Genomic DNA, 17,086 nt, shown 5'->3' with positions numbered 1-17,086 from the left:
GTAATATTTAGTTTTATATCTTTGTATTAGTATATTGTAATAATTTATTTAAGGAAAGAAATTATATGTCAGAAGTTACTTTAAAAGATCTAAATATTTTATTTGTAGAAGATGAAGATATTATAAGAGAAAAGATAGTTTCCTCTTTGAGGTATATAGTTTCAGATGTAAAGGAAGCATCAAATGGTTGTGATGCATTAGAACAGTTAAAAAGTTTTATCCCTGATTTAATTATTACTGATTTACATATGCCAGATATGAATGGAGTTGAATTTATAAAAGAAGTAAGAAAATCTAATAAAAATGTTTGCATTATAGTTCAAACAGCATATACTACAGAAAAATACTTATTATCTTTGGTTGAAATGCATATTGAAAAATATCTAATAAAACCATTATCTTTAGAAAAACTTATTGATACTTTAGAGTATTGTTTAAATACAACTTTAAATAAAAAAATTACATATAAAAAATTGCCAGATGGATATGAATATGATTGGAATCAAAAAATTCTACTTCACAATAAAGAGTTGATTTCATTAACAAAAAAAGAGATTTTATTCTTGGAATTATTATTTAAAAATATAAATAATATAACTTCATATGAAGAGTTACAAAATGTAGTTTGGCAAGATAGTGTTATGACAGATAATGCATTGAGATCTTTAATACGTAATTTAAGAAAAAAACTACCAAAAGATTTTATTGTAAATCTATCGGGGATAGGTTATAAAGTTGCGTAAATATTTACTTATTTTTTTATTTAGTGTTTTATTATTTTCAAATGATTCAATAACTTATAAATATGATCAATCAAACAAAATTGCCATTAATAAAAGAGTTAAAGGAAGTCATCTAAAAGTTTATATGCCAACACTTGCATATTTTAATATTATTAGTTTAATTAATGGTACTTTAGTACGATTAAGTGAGTCAAAAAAAGGGTGGGAGTATTACTTAGCTTATAAGCACAAAAAAATTGATGACCTTACTTATGATTTTTGGTTGAGAAAAGATGTTAGGTATCAAGATGGTTCAAAATTTGATGCTGATTCTGTTGTGTATAATTTTAAACATTTTATGAAAGGGCCTTTTTTATATAGTAATATTCATAATGCGTTAGATTATGTAGAAAAATTAAATGATTATAAAATAAGAATACATTTAAAAGAGCCATATGGTATGCTTTTGAATGATTTATGTGTAGTGAATTTTTATACAAAACAATATTATGAAAAATATAATTGGACTCCTAGTTTAGCTGCACAAAATACTAAAGGACCTGGACTTTATGGGGCAGGACCTTATATTTTAGCTTCTGGATATGCTTCTGGATTGAAACAAAGTAAAAAAATAGTTTTAAAAGCAAATTCTTATTATTTTGAAAAGAATAAACCGTATATTGAAACAATAACTATTTATACTGAACTTACAACAAAAGAAGTAATAGATAAAATTAGTAAAAAAGAAGGTGAACTTGATATTGCTTATATTCCTTTCAATAAAAAAACTGAAATAGTAAATTCAAAATATGCAAAACTTTTAATTTCATCTTCTCACAGTAATCTTACTGTACATATGAATTTAATAAAAAAAAATTCAAAGCTTAAAGACATAAAAGTTAGACAAGCATTGAATGATGCTTTAAATCAGAAGAATTTAATTAAATTTGCATTTAAAAATGAAGCAAAAGAATCTCCATTTTTACTCTCTTCAAATACTTATTTTGCAAAAGAATTATCAAAAAAATATTTAAATAGAAAATCAAGATTCACCCAAAAACAATTACATGAAATTTTAAATGGATTAGAACTAAAAGTTATTACTCAAGATAGATTTATGTTTGTTTGGAAAGGAATTGAGTATCAGTTATCTAAATATGGTGTGAAATTAGATTATTTTGTAACAAGCGATGAAAAAGTTGTACTAGAAAAACTTTTTAATGATAGAAAAAATGCTTATGATTGGGATTTGTTAATTTGGGGTAATGATGATTGGAATGGTCATCCCTGGACTGCTTTTTTTACATTATATACTAAAGCAAACTGGAGTTCAGTAGATAAAGATGATTATTTGGTACGTGAGTTTTATAAATTATTTGCTCTTGATACAAATACACCAAAATTTCAAAAAGAAGTAAATAAAATATTATTATATAGTTATAAAAAAGCTTATACTTTAGTACTTCCTTCTCCTAATATTGTAATTGCATTAAATAAAGAAGTTATTTACAAACCATCAAAAATGGCACTTTTCCCTTTATGGAATGCCAAAATTACTCCTTATCATTGGTCTATTAGAAAAGGGAAACTTAAAAAAAATAGGCTTAATTATTTATATCCTAAAAGGATTAAGTAGTGAATAATTTAAAAATACGTCAAAAGTTTTTGATTTTAGGTTTTATTGCATTTATATCATTGATTTTTTTAGGTTGGCTTTCTTTAAAAATAAATAAAAATAGTTTTGAAAGCTCTAAAAATGTAGTTACTAACTTTAAGCAAACGCAAGATATACAAACTTTATATATTGAAGATTTATTTACATTAAGAGAAATTACTTTGTCTTTAGTGATTTCTCCAAATGATGATTTTAAGAAAAAGTTTGATGAAAAAATAATGCCAATATTAAATAGATTGGATAAAAATTTTGCAAATAACTCTTTAATTGATAGGAAAGTTTGGGAAAATTATAAAAAACAAGTAATAAGAACAAGAAGATATTCATTGGATGGTTTTGATGAAGGTGCATTTATGAATACTTCAACTATCGAAAGAGAAAGTTTTTATTTATTAATTAATAAGTTAAAACAATTACAAAGACAAAAACTACATAATTCAGAAGAGAAATTAGCAAACCTAGAAAAAGATATTGATTTAAATAATTATTATATAGTTTTAGGTGTTTTATTTATTGGTATTATTGGTTTTATTCTTGATATTTTGATTTTAATGAAAATTGTAAAACAAATTGAAAATGTTGAAGGTGGTTTAAGAAAATTTTTTGATTATTTAAAAAATCCAACAGCATATAAAGGTGAGTTGCATATTGATATTAAAAGTAATGATGAACTTGGTTTAATGTCAAAGGCAATAAATAAAAAAGTAAAAGTAATTAAAGAAAATTTAAATGATGATTATAAGTTAATAAAAGAAGCAACATCTGCACTAGATCATCTAAAACAAGGTCACTTTGGTAATAAACTAAACAAAGAAGCAAAATCAAACGAACTTAATGTTTTAAAAAATGTTATGAATGAAATGATTGGGGATTTGGAAAATAAAATCAAAGAAGAGATAATTCAAAGAACAAATCAAGAAAAATTGATGATGCAACAATCAAAACTTGCAGCAATGGGAGAAATGATAGGTAATATTGCACATCAATGGAGACAACCAATAGGTGAAATAAATGCGGTTTTAATGGAGTTAGAAACTATAAGTAAATATAGTATATTAGAAAAAGAACATCTTCTTGAAAGCATAAATACTTGTAATCAAATTACTCAACATATGTCAGATACAATTAGTGATTTTCAAAACTTCTTTAAGCCTAGCAAAGAAAAAGAAAATTTTTCTGTTTTGCAAGCTTGTAAAAAAGCACTTTTTATTATAAATGCTTCTTTGAGCAATAATAATATAAAATTAATTTTTGATGTTCAAGAAGATAATATTATAAATGGATATTCAAGTGAATTCTCACATGCAATATTAAATATTATTTCAAATGCAAAAGATGTTTTAATATCAAGACGCATAAAAAATCCCACAATAACAATAAGTATAAAAGTTGGGAAAAAATTTACAATTCTTAAAATTTCAGATAATGCACAAGGAATCAAATTAGAAGATATTAATGTTATCTTTCAGCCATATTTTACAACTAAACATGCCAAAAAAGGAACAGGAATTGGACTTTATATGACAAAAATGATTATTGAAAATAATATGCAAGGATATGTAAATGTTAAAAATATTAAAGATGGAGCTTTATTTACTATAAAAGTTAGATAAAATATTATATTTACTATAAAAATTAAAAAAAATATAAATTTACATTTTTTTGCCACAATTTTTCAATTATTTTCACTCTTATTTTTTCTATAATTTATATAGATAAGAAAAGGAGACACATGAAAAAAAATGTATTTTTAATGGTGCTATTTTTTAGCATATCATTATTTGCAAATGAGACTATGTACACAAGTACAGTAAAAAATCTGTATGTAAACTCAAAAGGTGATTCTGTTAAAGGGAGACTTCTTCCTACATCAAAAGTAAATGTGCTAGAAAAGAGTAATGGTAAAATTAAAGTTCAAATTAAAGGATACGTAAAAGAGGGTGTTCCTAATGCTATATATTTTGTTAAAGAAAAAAGAATATTAGTTGCTGGACTTAGTAAAAGTGCAAAATTTGATATTAAAAAAATATCTACTGAAAAAGCATTAGATGGTGTAAAGTGGTCAAAAGTAGTTTTAACTGCTTATACAAAAGATAATAACCTTACTAAAGATTTAGACTCTTTATATTCAAAAGCACAAGAGTTATTTAAAAATAATTGTGCAATTTGTCATCCTGCACATCCAGTAAGAGAATTTACTGCAAATCAATGGCCTAGTATGTTTAAAGCAATGGTTGATAGAACAGCAATTCCTAAAATGGATAGATACTTAGTAACACAATATTTACAAAAACATGCAAAAGATATGAAAGGTGAATAACATGAAAAAAATAAATCAACAAAGAAGAGGTTTTATAAAATTAGCGGCATTATTTACTGCTGTTCCTTTTATTGATAGTGTTTCAAAAAGAGGTCAATTATTAGCTGGTACAATATCGACATTTTCAACAAGTTTAGTTAAAAATGGTGAAGTTTTAACAGCAGCTCACTGGGGTATGTTAAAATTAACATTAAAAGATGGAAAGATAATAAAATCTGAACCTTATCAAAAAACATCTAATATTAAAAACTCTTTACAACATTATACAGATGATTTAGTGTATGCTAAAGATAGAGTAAAATACCCAATGGTAAGAAAATCATATTTAGATAACCCAGATAGTCCAAAACCTGAATTAAGAGGTAATGATGAATGGGTAAGAGTTCCATATGAAAAAGCAATAAAATTAATAGCAAAAGAGCTTAAAAAAACAAGAAAAGAAAAAGGTACAAAAGGAGTTTTTGCAGGTAGTTATGGATGGAAAAGTAGTGGAAATATGCATAACTCAAGAGTTCTTCTTCATAGGTTTATGACAGCAACTGGTGGATTTGTTGGAACAGTTGGTGATTATTCTACTGGTGCATCTCAAGTTATTATGCCTCATGTACTTGGAACAATAGAAGTTTATGAACAGCAAACTTCATGGCCTGTTGTGTTAGAACATTCAAAAGTTGTAGTTATATGGGGAGCAAATCCATTAACAACGTTGAAAATTGCATGGAGTTCAACAGATGAAAATGGATTTAAATATTTTGAAAAATTAAAAAAATCAGGTAAAAAAATAATTTGTATTGATCCATATAAAACAGAAACTTGCGAATATTTAAATGCACAATGGATTGCTCCAAATCCTAATACAGATGTTTCAATGATGATGGGTATGGTTCATACTTTACTTGAAGCTAAAAAATATGATGAATCTTTTTTAAGTGAATATACAGAAGGGTTTGATAAATTTAAAGATTATCTATATGGAAAAGAAGACAAAATTGTAAAAGATGCAGCTTGGGCTTCTAAAATTTGTGGTATTGATGAAAAAACTATAAAAGAGTTAGCAAATTTATTTTATGATAATAGAACTATGTTTATGTCTGGATGGGGAATGCAAAGAGCTCATCATGGAGAACAACCTCATTGGATGTTAGTAACTCTAGCTAGTGTAATAGGTCAAATTGGACTTCCAGGAGGTGGATTTGGATTATCTTATCACTATTCAAATGGTGGAGTTCCTACAACAAAAAGCGCAATTATTGGAGGAATGACTTCAAATATAGAAGTTTCAAAAAAATATACAGGTGGTTCATCTTGGTTAGAGAATGCAGCAAAATATGCATTCCCTGTGGCTAGAATAGCTGATGCATTATTAAATCCTGGGAAAAAATTGGATTTTAATGGTAAGCAAGTAACTTACCCTGAAATTGATTTTATTTATTGGGTTGGAGGAAATCCTTTTTCACATCATCAAGATATAAATACTTTAATAAAAGCTTGGAAAAAACCAAGAACAATTGTAGTAAATGAACTTTATTGGACACCAACTGCAAGAATGGCGGATATTGTTATGCCTACAACTACAAGTTATGAAAGAAATGATATTACAATGACAGGGGATTATTCAAATTTAAATATAGTTCCTATGAAACAAGCAGTTAAAAAACAATTTGAAGCAAAAGATGATTATCAAATTTTTAGTGATTTAGCAAAAGAGTTTGGTGTATTCAAAAAATATACTCAAAATAAAACAGATATTCAATGGATAGAAGAGTTCTATAATCAAGCTTATGAGCAGTCAGTAAAAATGAATTTGAAAATTCCTACATTTAAAGATTTTTGGAAAGCAAATAAACCTATAACTTTTGAAGCACCATTTGAAAATACACAATTTGTAAGATATTCTGATTTTAGAGAAGATCCTATCTTAAATCCACTTGGAACTCCATCTGGTAAAATTGAGATATATTCAAAAACAATTGAAAAAATGAATTATGATGATTGTAAAGCACATCCTACTTGGTTTGAACCTAGTGAGTGGTTAGGAATGAAAAATAAAAAAGCAGAATTTGCTTTAATCTCTCCTCATCCTAGACATAGACTTCATTCTCAATTAAATAATACTTCATTAAGAGATAAATATGCAATATCAAATAGAGAGCCAATATGGATTAATACAGAAGATGCAAAAGCAAAAGGTATTAAAAATGGCGATGTAGTAAGAGTTTTTAATAAAAGAGGTGAAATTTTAGCTGGTGCAATTGTAACTAATAACTTAAAAAAAGGAGTTGTTAGAGTTCAAGAAGGTGCTTGGTATAATCCTTTAAATAAAGCAGAAAAAAATAGTTTATGTATAAATGGTTCTGTAAATATTTTGACAAAAGATATTCCATCTTCAAAACTAGCAAATGGTAATAGTTCAAATACTGCATTAGTTAATATTGAAAAATATACAAAAAAAGCTCCAGATTTAACTATCTTTAAACAACCTAGCTAAAATATTAGATAAAAGAGTTTTCTCTTTTATCTAAACTTTATATATCAATTTAATTTTACTCAAACTTGTTATAATCTTATTATGAAAGAATTAATTACAGAATATGGTTTTAGAAAAATTGTTGATGAGTTTAATCATCTCTTAAAAGTTAAAAAACCATATTGGGTCAAAGAAAAAGAAATAGCTGCACAATTTGGCGATAGAAGTGAAAATGCTGAATATATAAGTGCAAAAGAACAAATACGAAATATTGATAAAAGATTAAGGTTTTTAGACAAAATAATAAAAAATAGTAAAGTTATAAATATAGATGAAATTCCACATAATAAAGTTAATTTTGGAAGTAGAGTAACTCTATTTGATTTAGAATTAGAAGAGCAAAAAGAGTTTATTATTGTTGGAACATATGAAACAAATCCAAAAGAAAATTTTATTTCAAATAAATCACCTTTAGGACGTAAACTTCTTGGAAAATCAATTGATGATGAAATTGAACTTTTTATAAATGATAAACTATTTGAGTATGAAATTATAGATATAAAAAAGTATGATTTTACTACATTGGACTAGTGTTAGAAATTTTGTATCAGTCTGATAGAATTTAAAATACTAAAAGTCTTAAGAGTTTTAGAGAATCTATATATTCTACTTTTTTAACAATTTTTGGAACAAATTAAATCTCTAAATCAAGGTTATAAAAGCTAATAAGTGAGGTTTGCTAATTTTGTTCCAAAAATTAGAGTTTTAGTAATCTAACGTTTAAAATGAGCCGATAAATTTCCCGCAGGGTAATTTATCGGCTCAACTGATTTGTTAGACATTTTACTAAAGTAAAAAATCTTTACGAAAATTTTGATACATTGAAATACATGTTGACAGTAGATTTACAGCATGAGAAACTTTGCCGATCAAGAGAGGTGTTTCTGCCCATGTTGTTGTATGAGTGTTTATTGTATCTATAATTCGTGTACAGGCATCTATGCCATCAAGAATCATTGGTTTTGTAAGTTCAATATAAATGTCAATTCCTTTGTGACCAAACAAGGAATCTTGCTCTAGTGTAAGAGTTAAAAATTTTTTTGCCATTTTCGCACTCTTTAATAACTCTTCCTCATAATCGATATAGCCGTCATCTATTTCATAGCCACTAAATCTTGTACTATATTGAAGCTCGTGATAGTAGGTTTGAATGATAGCAAATGCCCTCATACGCGCTGGCTCTAGACTATACCACTTAAGTCCATTTAATTCTTGATCATCTACTAAATTATTTCTATATGGAATATGAATTACAACAGTATCTTGATCTCTCCATGTTGGCTTTTTATCTTCAAGATTCATTGTGATTTCGTCTTGTAACGGTATCCAGTAAATCAATTCATTTGTTAAATCTACTACTGCTAGAATCAGTGGGAAGTCACATGAAAGCGAATATTTTAAAAGATTTACTGGGCTTTGGTAAGAAATATATTTAATAGAAGAAGACTCACTATTTATTATAATTTCTTTGCTTTTTACTTCTATTGGGTTTTCAACACTTTTGAGCTGTATCCAAATTCCTTTTCCAGTCACTTCTTCATTTTCTACTATTTCGATTTCGTAGTCAATGCCGTAGTCTTTAGGTATTTTTCGCATAATCCATTCAACAGGAATGTATTTTTTTAAAATGTCTTCAGATTTATCTTCATTTACATGTGCTTGTGGTCTTTTCAAACTATATACCTCTTCATGATGTATAAATGAGCCAATGAATTGCCCGCAGGGTAATTTATTAGCTCCCCTGATTTGTTATATTTTCTTTAATTTCATGTGTATTAAAGGAAAAGGGTTACCTTGTCCATCAAGTACGGAGCGACCTGATTGAACAAATCCCATTCGCTGATAAAATCCAATTGCATCAGGATTTTGTTCGTTTACATCAACTTTTAATGTGCCAAGATTCTCAATGGCGTATTCAGTTAACTTTCGACCGATTTTTTGACCGATATAATCTGGATCTACAAATAACATTTCAATATTCGAATCAGCAACACCAATAAATGCTAATATTTTATCGTTACTATCTTTAAAACAATGCAAATCAACAGCATCAAAATACTGTTCCAAAATCAGAAGTTTTAACTCTGCAATTTTTCCCTCTGGTAAAAAATTATGCGTTGCTCTAACAGAAGCTTCCCAGACATTGATTAATTCCTGATAATTTTCTTTTGTAACTTTTTGAATATTCATGGTTCCTTCTTTAAATATAACGCCCCACTCACCGGAATTTTATGAGCGCAGCGAGTAAAATTTCCGCGTGCAGTGGTTTGTTAGGGTTCAATTTCTGTAACGTCCAACTGTTTCGGGTACTTCTTTCGACGTGCCCAAAGCATAAAAGCAGGCATTGAAGTGTAAAGCACGCCAAGAACCACAAAAAATATTGGTTGTTGTTCAATCGATTTTTGAGTTGAGCTTTCAGACAGAAATCCAACAATGAAATCCCGGGCTTCTTGCGGTAAAAGGCCAAAGACAGTCATGGCTAATCCGAATACAAGAGCAGTCACAAAAACAACTTTTGGTCTATCTAATAATACTTTTAATGGGTCTTTCAAATTATTTCGTTTTTTCTGAAGAACTCTGCCTTGATCAACAAAACCGGAAGGCAATCCTTTAATTGTTCCACTAAATTCTGGATACCTTTCTTCACTATCATGGAGCAACTCAATAACAACCCCATCGTTGGGGTCTAAGTATTCAAATTTAAAACGTAGTTTGTTAGTTGCATTGTCACAGTTGTTTAAAACGAATGCGTTAGCATCTTTCGTTTTCTTAAGAATTTTGTAACTCAATATCTTGTCATTAGCCTTAAAAGATATGAATAAAGGATCAGATTCAACTACATCGCTACCATCCAGTGTTTCGGTACCATTATTCCAAATAGTCAATGTTGTTTTTGTAAGCCTATCTACCTCATTACCCTTATAGGTCACCTTTACATCTTTAGGAAGATTATCTTCATCTCTTCCAATCAGTCTAAAGGAGGATTTTTGATACGAAGGCTTAGCAATGCTCTTAGAAATTCTGTAAGAAAAGATACCAACAATACCAAGAATGATGCCAATTACACCTATCAGTGAGCCAACCCAGCCTTGATTAAAAAACTCAAAAATTTCTACCATGTATACATATCCTTCCTTGAACTATTTATTAAACATACATTATATATAAAACACCCTGAAAATCAATAAATAACATACACAAAATATGTCGTATATCAAAATGCCTACAAACATCTTAAATAAGGTGTTTTTGCAGATATTATTATAAAAAACATTGAAAATTGAGATGATTTTTAAGTTTATGATATGCTTTTTATGTATGTTTAATGTGGATATTTAGACGATAATAGTATGTATATTAAGGTGATATCGTAATAAACCTGCAAAATGTTAAATATATTAAGAGGAGTAATGTTTATAAAAAATTGATGAAAATATGAGTTGTAAAAACAAGTTCAACAACTTGTACTTTTTGGCACAAATTAGAACTAGTAATATTAACTATATTAAAATTCTAGAAATATCAAATTTTGAGACAAATAAGATATTAATTGATAGATTGGAAGACTCAAATAAACTTTTACAAAAAAGTAAAGGCAAATTAAAAAATCTAAATGAGAATTTACAAGTACAAGTTTCAAAAGAAGTAGAGCAAAGAGTAAAAAAACAAGAAGAAGTTATAAGAGCAAATGAGTTATTAAGCCAACAAAGTAAACTTGCAAGTATGGGTGAAATGATAATGAATATTGCCCATCAATGGAGACAACCATTGACTGTTGTTTCAAGTAATTTAGTTCTTTTGGAGTTGTTAGATGAGAAAAACAAGCTCACAAAAGATAAATTAATAACAAAAATACATGAATCTCAAAATCAAATTGATTTTATGTCTAAAACGATTGATGATTTTAGAAATTTTTTTAAGCCAAATAAAAACAAAGAGAAGTTTTATATATCAAGTGCAATAGAAACGACTTTAAGTTTAGTAAAAGTAACTTATAAAAAAAATCAAATTGAGATTATAAAAAATATAGATGAAAATATAGAGATTATAAATTATAAAAATGAATTTTCACAAGTAATCCTTAATTTACTTAATAATTGTAATGATGCTTTTATTTCAAATGAAATTGCTAATCCAAAAATTAATATATCAGTGTTTAAAAAAAATAATCAAGTAGTTATAACAATATCAGATAATGCTGGTGGAATAAAAATAGAACCAATTGAAAAAATATTTGAACCTTATATTAGTACAAAACATCAAAGTTTAGGTACTGGAATTGGACTTTATATGTGTAAAACAATTATAGAGAAAAATATGAAAGGTTTTTTAAGTGTAAAAAATATTAGTAATGGTGCTATTTTTGAAATAATACTAAATGAAGAGTAATGCTTAAGTATAATTTGATAATATTACAAAAAAACTTGGGATACAAAATTGATAGAATTATTAAAAAAAGTTGTTAATCAAAATTTAGAAAATAGAACAGAAGAGTTTAAACGAGTATTTCATGGAAGAGGTAATTTCTATGGGTTTTATAATTTTTTGACAATTGATTCTATTGATGAGGTACTATTTGCTACTATATTTGAAAAGCAAGAAAATAGTTGTGAAGAAGAACTTATTGCATTTTTAAAAAAGCTTTATAAAGAGTATGATTTTAAATTATTAGTTCTTCAAAAAAGATACGAAAATAAAAATATTGTTTTAGAAGGTGAGCTTAACTCAGAATATTTTGCAATTGAAAATGGTTTAAAATATCAATTAAATTTTTCTAATAAAAATATTGGTTTTTTTGCAGATATGAAATTAGGAAGAGAGTTTGTGTATGAAAATGCAAAAGATAAAAAAGTACTAAATCTTTTTTCTTATACTTGCTCATTTAGTGTTTGTGCTATTGCAGGAGGTGCAAAAGAAGTTGTAAATATTGATATGGCAAAAAATGCACTCTCAATTGGAAGACAGAATCATCTTATAAATAACTTAGATACTAAAAAAGTGAAATTTTTACCTCATAATATTTTAAAATCTTGGAATAAAATAAAAAAATTAGGTCCTTATGATTTAATTATTATTGATCCTCCCTCATTTCAAAAAGGAAGTTTTGCAGCTACAAAAGATTATGAAAAAATCATAAAAAGGCTTAATGATTTGGCAAATAATCAGTGTATTGTGTTAAGTGCACTTAATGCTCCAGAACTTGACACTTCATTTATTATAAATATGTTTGAAAAATATGCAAAGGATTTTGAATATATAAAAAGGTTAGATAACTTAGAAAATTTTCCTTCAAGTGATAATGAAAGAAGTTTAAAAAATATGATTTTTATAAAAAAATAATAAACTAATCTCTTGAAAAAAGTCATTTTGTTGTTATTCTTTGTTAAAAATTGTATAAAAATCACAAAAAGTTGTAAAAATTCTAAAGTTAAAATAAAAATTTGTTATACTTCGCATCTTGAAAAAATCATTTATATAAATTTAAAAATTATTTATATAAACAGAATAGGAATATTATGCGTAAAGATAGTTTAGCTTATAAGTTTTTTAACGGAAATTTGGTTTTACAAATTCTAATTGGAATTGTATTAGGTGTATTAGCAGGATATATCTCTAAAGATTTTGCAAATGCTGTGTCTATTTTAGGTACACTTTTTGTTGGTGCATTAAAAGCAATTGCACCTATTTTAGTATTTATTTTGGTTTCTACTGCAATTGCAACAAAAGAGATGGGTGTTCAAACAAAAATTAAACCTATTATTGTTTTATATTTAGTTGGTACTTTTTTAGCTGCTTTAACTGCAGTTATTGCAAGTTTTATATTTCCAATTGGTTTAGTTTTACCTGATGCTGCAAGTGTTGCAACAACTCCTCCAGATAGTGTTATTGAAGTATTAAAAACTGTTTTATTTAAAATGGTTGATAATCCAGTGAATGCACTACAAAGTGGAAATTTTATAGGAATTTTAGTTTGGGCTATAGCAATTGGTGTAGCCATGCACTATAGTAATGAAGATACAAAAAATGTGTTTCATGATATCTCAACTGGAATTACAAAAATTGTTCAATTTATTATTAGATTAGCTCCGTTTGGTATTTTTGGGCTAGTTGCAAATACATTTGCTAAAACTGGTTTTAATGCATTACTTAGTTATGGTAAAATATTACTTTTATTAGTTGGAACTATGCTTTTTATCGCATTTATTATTAATCCTATTATCGTTTTTATAAAAACAAAATCAAATCCTTTCCCTTTAATTTTTACTTGTATTAAAGAGAGTGCTGTTACAGCATTTTTTACAAGAAGTAGTGCTGCAAATATTCCAGTTAATATGAACCTTTGTAAAAAATTAAAATTAGATGAAAATACATATTCTGTTTCTATTCCTTTAGGTGCAACTACAAATATGGCAGGTGCTGCTGTTACTATTACTATTTTAACACTTGCTGCTGTACATACTTTAGGAATGACTATTGATTTACCAACAGCACTTTTATTAAGTATTGTTTCTGCACTTGCAGCTTGTGGAGCATCTGGTGTTGCTGGTGGTTCTTTACTTTTAATTCCATTAGCTTGTTCATTATTTGGTATTTCAAATGATGTTGCATTACAAGTAGTTGCAATTGGTTTTGTAATTGGTGTTGTTCAAGATTCACTAGAAACTGCACTAAACTCTTCAACTGATGTAATCTTTACTGCAAGTTGTGCTTCTAAAGAGTAAATACATTATTCCATAACCCCTTTTGGGGTATGGAATTATTCTTAATCACTAATCAAATTTAAAATTTAAAATTCCTTAAAAAAACCTTTTTATATATCTTATGATAAAATCCCATTTTAATAATTACATATGGGGAAATTAATGGAAAAAAATCGTTGGCTTATGGCTTTATCTGCTGTTGGAGTACATATTTGCATAGGTTCTGTTTATGCATGGAGTGTATATGTAAAACCCATTCAATCTCAGATGAAATGGGACTTAACTGATGTTACTATTGCATTTAGTATTGCAATATTCTTTTTGGGATTATCTGCTGCACTTATGGGGAAATTTGTAGAAAAAAATGGTCCAAGAGTTTCTGCAACTCTTGCTGCATTTGCTTTTGGAATTGGAACAGGTGGTTCTGGACTTGCAATTATGATGGAATCAAAAATGCTATTATACTTTTTTTATGGAGTATTAGGTGGTTGTGGACTAGGAATAGGGTATATTTCTCCAGTTTCTACTTTAGTAAAATGGTTTCCAGATAAAAGAGGACTAGCAACAGGACTTGCAATTATGGGGTTTGGTTTTGCTTCTGCAATTTCAGGACCTGCAATAAAATTACTAATTAGCTCTGTTGGTATTGCAAATACATTTTTTATTTTAGGGTTTGTATATTTTGTAGTGATGTTAATATCTGCAATGTATTTAGCAGTACCTCCTGAAGGATATATGCCTAAAAAATTTAAGAAAAAACTTGAATCTGGAAAGAAAAAACTAAAAAAAGATTTATCAAGTATGAAATTAAATGAAGCCATAAAGACACCAAGGTTTTATGGATTATGGATAATGTTATTTATAAATATTACATGTGGAATTGCAATTATTGGTGTTGCTTCTCCTTTACTTCAAGAGATAACTGGAATGACAGCATTAGCTGCAGCTGCAGCTGTTGGATTGATGGGTGTATTTAATGGTGCAGGAAGAATCTTTTGGGCTAGTATTTCTGATTTTTTAACTAGACCAGTTGTTTATATAATTTTCTTTGCAACTCAAATAATCGCATTTTATGCTTTACCAAGTATAAAAGAACTTTTGGTATTTCAAGTTGTATTATATTTTATTATGAGTTGTTATGGTGGTGGTTTTGCTTCAATACCTGCTTATATTGGAGATATATTTGGTACAAAAGAACTTGGTGCAATACATGGATATATTCTTACAGCATGGGCAGCAGCAGGTTTAGTTGGTCCTTTGATTATATCAAATGTAAAAGATATGACTGGAAGCTATTCTCAAACACTATATGTTTTTGCAGGATTTTTCTGCATAGCACTTGTGGTATCTATTTTGATGTTAGTTAATATAAAAAGATTAACAAAAAAGAATCATTGATAAAATAAGGATTTAATATATTTATATTGAATCCTTTTTTATTTAAAATAGTAGTAAAATTTTTATCAAAAAGTTTCATTTAATGGGTTTATTAGCACTATTTTTATATTATACCAACTTAAATTATAATAAGGTTTACTTTTGGTCGAAATTAAAAATCTGAATAAATACTATGGCAATGTAAAAGTCTTAAATGATATTAATTTATCAATTGAAAAAGGTGATATTTTTGCAATTGTTGGGCATAGTGGTGCAGGTAAATCTACTTTATTAAGATGTATAAATGGACTTGAAGAGTATCAAGAAGGCTCATTATTAGTAAATAAAAAAGAAGTTAAAGACTTAAAGAAAAAAAAACTAAATGAGTTTAGAAAAAAAATAGGTATGATTTTTCAACACTTCTCTTTACTTCAAAGAAAAACTGTATTTGAAAATGTTGCATTACCAATGCAAATTTGGGGATATAGTGATTCACAAATAAAGAAAAAAGTTGATGATTTATTACATTTAGTAGGACTTTCAAATAAAGTGAAAGCATACCCTAAAGAGCTTAGTGGAGGTCAAAAACAAAGAGTTGCAATTGCAAGAGCTTTGACACTTGATCCAGATATCTTACTAAGTGATGAAGCTACTTCTGCACTTGATCCAAATACAACAACATCAATTTTAAATTTATTAAAAAAGATAAATAACGAGTTAAATATTACTATTATTTTAGTAACTCATGAGATGGAAGTTGTAAAACAAATTGCCCAAAAAGCTCTTCTTTTAGAGTTTGGAAATATTATTGGACTTGATGTAACAGAAGATCTATTTTTGCAGCCTGATGAAAAGATGAAACGTTTTTTAGGTGAAGATGAAGTTGTTCCTGAAGAAGGAGTAAATATTAAAATTTATTTTCCAAAAGATACAGTTCACCAATCTTTAGTAACTTCAATGGCTAGAGAACTTAATATTGATTTCAATATTGTATGGGGAAAACTAGAAGAGATAAATACTCATATAATTGGAAATATAGTAATAAATATTCAAAATTCTCAAGAAGAGATGGTTTGTAACTATTTAAAAACAAAAGATATAAATTGGGAGATACTATAAATGGGTAATATTTTACTTCCCGCAATATGGGAAACTTTGTATATGAGTTTAGCTTCTACTTTTTTAGCAGTTATTATTGGCTTTTTTATAGCTATTATACTAATAATGACTCAAGAAGGTGGGCTTACTCCAAATGTAAAATTATATAGAGTTTTAGATGTCGTAATAAATACTTTAAGATCTTTTCCTTTTATTATTTTAATAATAATACTATTTCCTGTTACAAAAATGATAGTTGGTAAAAGTATTGGTACGACTGCAACTATAGTTCCTTTGACAATTGGTGCAGCACCATTTGTTGCTAGGTTAATTGAAAGTGCATTAAAAGAGGTTGATTTTGGTGTTATTGAAGCAGCAAAATCTTTTGGTGCAGGTAATTTTCAAATTGTATTTAAAATAATGTTTGTTGAAGCATTACCTGGTATTATTTCAGCAATAACTTTGACTTTGATTACTGTTATTGGTTTCTCTGCAATGGCTGGTGCAGTTGGTGGAGGAGGTCTTGGTGATATAGCTATAAAATATGGATATTATCGATTCCAAACGGATGTTATGTTATATACTGTGTTAATCTTAATTGTATTAGTACAGATTTTCCAAAGTCTTGGTGACTATTTATATAAAATTACAAAAAAATAGAAAGGA

The 17,086-nt window shown here is 27.4% G+C and carries 15 protein-coding genes; 12 read left to right on the top strand and 3 right to left on the bottom strand.

What is annotated here, in order from left to right; genetic code table 11:
* Positions 1–65: 65 nt before the first annotated feature.
* The 6 genes from CRU93_RS05915 (at position 66) to CRU93_RS05890 (ending at position 7,775) form a co-directional block, all read left to right on the top strand.
* On the top strand, positions 66–743 hold the full coding sequence (locus CRU93_RS05915; protein ID WP_129103263.1) for a response regulator transcription factor: 678 nt from the start codon (positions 66–68) through the stop codon (positions 741–743).
* The gene (locus CRU93_RS05910) at positions 736–2,358 is read left to right on the top strand and encodes an ABC transporter substrate-binding protein (RefSeq protein WP_129103262.1); all 1,623 of its coding nucleotides are present in this window, start codon (positions 736–738) and stop codon (positions 2,356–2,358) included. The genes CRU93_RS05915 and CRU93_RS05910 overlap by 8 nt, the downstream gene beginning before the upstream one ends.
* On the top strand, positions 2,358–4,010 hold the full coding sequence (locus CRU93_RS05905) for a HAMP domain-containing sensor histidine kinase (RefSeq protein WP_128997537.1): 1,653 nt from the start codon (positions 2,358–2,360) through the stop codon (positions 4,008–4,010). The genes CRU93_RS05910 and CRU93_RS05905 overlap by 1 nt, the downstream gene beginning before the upstream one ends.
* Before the next feature lie 119 nt (positions 4,011–4,129).
* Entirely contained in the window at positions 4,130–4,717 is a 588-nt protein-coding gene (locus CRU93_RS05900; protein WP_129103261.1) for a cytochrome C, read from the top strand.
* Position 4,718: 1 nt separating this feature from the next.
* Positions 4,719–7,205, top strand: coding sequence for a trimethylamine-N-oxide reductase TorA (torA, locus tag CRU93_RS05895; RefSeq protein WP_129103260.1), 2,487 nt, complete (start codon positions 4,719–4,721; stop codon positions 7,203–7,205).
* An 81-nt stretch (positions 7,206–7,286) separates the two neighbouring features.
* A complete protein-coding gene (locus CRU93_RS05890; protein ID WP_129103259.1) occupies positions 7,287–7,775 on the top strand; it encodes a transcription elongation factor GreA in 489 nt (162 codons plus the stop codon).
* 255 nt (positions 7,776–8,030) lie between these two features.
* Here the strand turns inward: CRU93_RS05890 and CRU93_RS05885 are convergent, their stop codons facing one another.
* From CRU93_RS05885 to CRU93_RS05875, 3 genes are all read right to left on the bottom strand, one after another.
* A complete protein-coding gene (locus tag CRU93_RS05885; RefSeq protein ID WP_164967626.1) occupies positions 8,031–8,918 on the bottom strand; it encodes a DUF4365 domain-containing protein in 888 nt (295 codons plus the stop codon).
* Between the two features lie 75 nt (positions 8,919–8,993).
* A complete protein-coding gene (locus CRU93_RS05880; RefSeq protein WP_129103257.1) occupies positions 8,994–9,434 on the bottom strand; it encodes a GNAT family N-acetyltransferase in 441 nt (146 codons plus the stop codon).
* A gap of 80 nt (positions 9,435–9,514) precedes the next feature.
* Positions 9,515–10,363, bottom strand: coding sequence for a hypothetical protein (locus CRU93_RS05875; RefSeq protein ID WP_129103256.1), 849 nt, complete (start codon positions 10,361–10,363; stop codon positions 9,515–9,517).
* Positions 10,364–10,715: 352 nt separating this feature from the next.
* Between CRU93_RS05875 and CRU93_RS05870 the strand changes: the two genes are divergently transcribed.
* From CRU93_RS05870 to CRU93_RS05845, 6 genes are all read left to right on the top strand, one after another.
* Complete coding sequence (locus tag CRU93_RS05870; protein ID WP_164967625.1) at positions 10,716–11,633, top strand: sensor histidine kinase; 918 nt, start codon at positions 10,716–10,718, stop codon at positions 11,631–11,633.
* Positions 11,634–11,681: 48 nt separating this feature from the next.
* Positions 11,682–12,584: a class I SAM-dependent methyltransferase gene (locus tag CRU93_RS05865; protein ID WP_129103254.1), complete on the top strand. Its 903-nt coding sequence runs from the start codon at positions 11,682–11,684 to the stop codon at positions 12,582–12,584.
* A 176-nt stretch (positions 12,585–12,760) separates the two neighbouring features.
* On the top strand, positions 12,761–13,966 hold the full coding sequence (sstT, locus tag CRU93_RS05860; protein WP_129103253.1) for a serine/threonine transporter SstT: 1,206 nt from the start codon (positions 12,761–12,763) through the stop codon (positions 13,964–13,966).
* Between the two features lie 141 nt (positions 13,967–14,107).
* On the top strand, positions 14,108–15,343 hold the full coding sequence (locus CRU93_RS05855) for an OFA family MFS transporter (RefSeq protein ID WP_258238848.1): 1,236 nt from the start codon (positions 14,108–14,110) through the stop codon (positions 15,341–15,343).
* A gap of 141 nt (positions 15,344–15,484) precedes the next feature.
* Positions 15,485–16,441: a methionine ABC transporter ATP-binding protein gene (locus CRU93_RS05850; protein ID WP_129103251.1), complete on the top strand. Its 957-nt coding sequence runs from the start codon at positions 15,485–15,487 to the stop codon at positions 16,439–16,441.
* The gene (locus CRU93_RS05845; protein ID WP_129103250.1) at positions 16,442–17,080 is read left to right on the top strand and encodes a methionine ABC transporter permease; all 639 of its coding nucleotides are present in this window, start codon (positions 16,442–16,444) and stop codon (positions 17,078–17,080) included.
* Positions 17,081–17,086: the final 6 nt, after the last annotated feature.

Origin of the sequence: Arcobacter sp. CECT 8985, assembly GCF_004116495.1 — a bacterium.
Classification (GTDB): Bacteria; Campylobacterota; Campylobacteria; order Campylobacterales; family Arcobacteraceae; genus Malaciobacter.
The sequence above is the reverse complement of the archived record's forward strand: the minus strand, read 5'-3'. Positions and strand labels throughout refer to the sequence as shown.

Coding starts and splice junctions, on each gene's coding strand:
- CRU93_RS05855 (WP_258238848.1), top strand. CDS start 14,108: ATGGAAAAAAATCGTTGGCTTATGGCTTTATCTGCTGTTGGAGTACAT.
- CRU93_RS05880 (WP_129103257.1), bottom strand. CDS start 9,434: ATGAATATTCAAAAAGTTACAAAAGAAAATTATCAGGAATTAATCAAT.
- CRU93_RS05915 (WP_129103263.1), top strand. CDS start 66: ATGTCAGAAGTTACTTTAAAAGATCTAAATATTTTATTTGTAGAAGAT.
- CRU93_RS05845 (WP_129103250.1), top strand. CDS start 16,442: ATGGGTAATATTTTACTTCCCGCAATATGGGAAACTTTGTATATGAGT.
- CRU93_RS05875 (WP_129103256.1), bottom strand. CDS start 10,363: ATGGTAGAAATTTTTGAGTTTTTTAATCAAGGCTGGGTTGGCTCACTG.
- CRU93_RS05890 (WP_129103259.1), top strand. CDS start 7,287: ATGAAAGAATTAATTACAGAATATGGTTTTAGAAAAATTGTTGATGAG.
- torA (WP_129103260.1), top strand. CDS start 4,719: ATGAAAAAAATAAATCAACAAAGAAGAGGTTTTATAAAATTAGCGGCA.
- sstT (WP_129103253.1), top strand. CDS start 12,761: ATGCGTAAAGATAGTTTAGCTTATAAGTTTTTTAACGGAAATTTGGTT.
- CRU93_RS05900 (WP_129103261.1), top strand. CDS start 4,130: ATGAAAAAAAATGTATTTTTAATGGTGCTATTTTTTAGCATATCATTA.